Source organism: uncultured Mycobacterium sp. (assembly GCF_964249325.1).
In the GTDB taxonomy this organism is placed as follows: Bacteria; Actinomycetota; Actinomycetes; order Mycobacteriales; family Mycobacteriaceae; genus Mycobacterium.
On the sequence record NZ_CAXUCH010000405.1, the window covers coordinates 1 to 2187 of the forward strand.

At 65.4% G+C, this 2187-nt stretch carries 3 protein-coding genes; 2 read left to right on the forward strand and 1 reads right to left on the reverse strand.

All coding sequences use genetic code 11. The features are described 5' to 3' along the window. Positions 1 to 127: 127 nt before the first annotated feature. Together ACFE99_RS25175 and ACFE99_RS25180 are read left to right on the forward strand one after the other, a co-directional pair. Positions 128 to 772 (forward strand): VIT1/CCC1 transporter family protein, encoded by a 645-nt coding sequence (locus ACFE99_RS25175; protein WP_375489616.1) that lies wholly within the window; start codon positions 128 to 130, stop codon positions 770 to 772. Further along, the gene (locus ACFE99_RS25180; protein WP_375489612.1) at positions 772 to 1884 is read left to right on the forward strand and encodes an esterase-like activity of phytase family protein; all 1113 of its coding nucleotides are present in this window, start codon (positions 772 to 774) and stop codon (positions 1882 to 1884) included. Before ACFE99_RS25175 ends, ACFE99_RS25180 begins: the two co-directional genes overlap by 1 nt. Before the next feature lie 17 nt (positions 1885 to 1901). On the opposite strand, the gene ACFE99_RS25185 is transcribed toward ACFE99_RS25180, so the two are convergent. After that, a partial coding sequence (locus ACFE99_RS25185) for a hypothetical protein (RefSeq protein WP_375489614.1) occupies positions 1902 to 2187 on the reverse strand: 286 nt, incomplete at its 5' end.

Below are 2187 nucleotides of genomic sequence, written 5' to 3' on the forward strand. Positions count from 1 at the left end.
AGGAGGCGGTGATGTCCACCGCGGCGGCTTAGCTCGCGCCAGGCCCCCCCCAGCCCCCGGGCGACAGCCACCACCCGAACGGCCCTACGACGTCGGTCACCGCCACCCCGATGTCAGCGGGGGCTGGCTGCGCGCAGCCACCTTCGGCGCCATGGACGGGTTAGTGAGCAACACCGGCCTCATCGCGGGCGTGGCCGCCGGTGGCGACGCGCACACCGTGCTGTTGAGCGGAATCGCCGGACTGCTGGCGGGCGCGTTTTCCATGGCGCTGGGCGAGTACTCATCGGTCACCACCGCCAACGAGCAGGTACGCTCCGAAGCCCATGTCGAACGCCGCGCTTTGCGGGTGCGTCCCGAAGCCGAACGGGCCGAACTTGTCGACATGCTTGTCGCAATGGGTATGACGAAGCCCACCGCGCAGATCGCCACCGACGAAATCCACCGGGACGAGAACCGGGCGGTGAACTTCCATCTGGTGCAGGAGATCGGCCTTGATCCCACCGAGTTGCCGTCGGCCCGCGTCGCGGCGGTCTCGTCTTTCGCAATGTTCGCGATTGGCGCTGTCATTCCGCTGGTCCCGTACTTGGCCGGCTACGGGTCGTTGTGGTCGGGGCTGGTGTGCGGCGGGATCGGCTTGCTGATCGCCGGCGGTCTGGCCGCCCGGTTCACCCGTAAGCCGGTGTGGTGGTCCGCATCCCGGCAGCTGCTTTTCGGATCCGTGGCCATTGCGGCCACCTACCTGGTCGGTTTGCTCATCGCGACCGTCACGTGATGCGCGCCTTGAGTCGGCTGCTGGTGGTGTGCAGCCTGTGGCTAGCCGGATGCGGCACGTCCGGCACACCGGCGCCCCTACCGTCACTGCGCTACATCGGTCAGGCGCAGGTTGCGCATGCCGCGAAATTTCGCGACACGGTCATCGGCGGCTTGTCCGCGATCAGCTACGACCCCCAGCGTCAGGTGTACTACGTGATCAGCGACGACCGCTCCGCCGTCAACCCGGCCCGCTTCTACACTGTGCGACTTTCCTTGTCGGACAAGGGAATCAGTGACGTGACCTTCACCGACGTCGACCTGCTGCTGGACGAGTCAGGCCATCCGTTCCGGCCGCTGTCGCTGCAAACCTCGCCGCCGACAGTTCCGCCCGATCCGGAAGGGATCGCCTTCGATTCGGTGCGGCAGCGGCTGTATTGGTCGTCGGAGGGCGAGCGGCTCACCGACATCCCGGGTAGGCCGGTGCTGCTGGACCCGTGGATTGGCATCGCCGGGCTGGGCGGCGGCTATTTGGGCCAGTTCCAACTGCCGCCAGTGCTGGCCATGTCGGCGAATAATGATGGGCCGCGGCGCAATTCCGCGTTGGAAGGGCTGGCGCTCACACCAGACGGGCGGTTTGTGTTCGCCGCGATGGAGGAACCGGGCTACAACGACGGTGATCCGCCCGACCGCGATCACGGCGCATTGACTCGCGTTACCAAATTCGACGTCGACACCCGGGCACCGGTGGCCCAATACGCCTATCCGTTGGAGCGGGCCCCCGGCTTCGATGCGTCCAATGGGGTCTCGGATCTGGTCGCGCTGTCGGATACCGCGTTTCTCGTGGTCGAACGTTCCGGCGGCGCACATCCAACGGTCCGGGTTTTTCGTGCCGAGATCGGCGAGGCAACCGACGTGCTGACTGTGCCGTCGATGGTCGGCAGTCAAGTGCAACCGATGGCCAAATCGCTGGCCGTCGACATGTCCGCCACCCCCGGGCTTTCGCCGCTCGACAACATCGAAGGCATCACACTGGGTCCGAAGTTGGCTGACGGCCGCCAATCGGTGGTGTTGGTCAGCGACGACAATTTTTCGGCCGCCCAGATTACCCAATTTTTGTTGTTTTCGATGTAGCTGAATCGACGCGAAAGCTATTCAGCAACCAGTTGATCACTGTCGACGAACACTAGATTCCCGCCGTCGAGCATCACCGCCCATCGTCGTGCGGGATCGGCGATGTGGTATTTGCCGACATCGACGGCTTGCCCGGCCGATTCGCCGAAATCCTCGACGACGATGCCGCAGTCCTCGTGTCCGGTGCCGGGGTAAACGCGTACCCGCAAATTCACGGCCAGTTCGCCATCGTCTTTGCCGTCGGTCTTTTGCGCGTCGCGCGTCATCAAGTGGGGGGGGGGGGCGGGGCCGGCCCAGTGCGGG

Bases quoted from the DNA above. Each gene is read 5' to 3' on its own strand.
- ACFE99_RS25180 (WP_375489612.1), top strand. From the start codon at position 772: ATGCGCGCCTTGAGTCGGCTGCTGGTGGTGTGCAGCCTGTGGCTAGCC.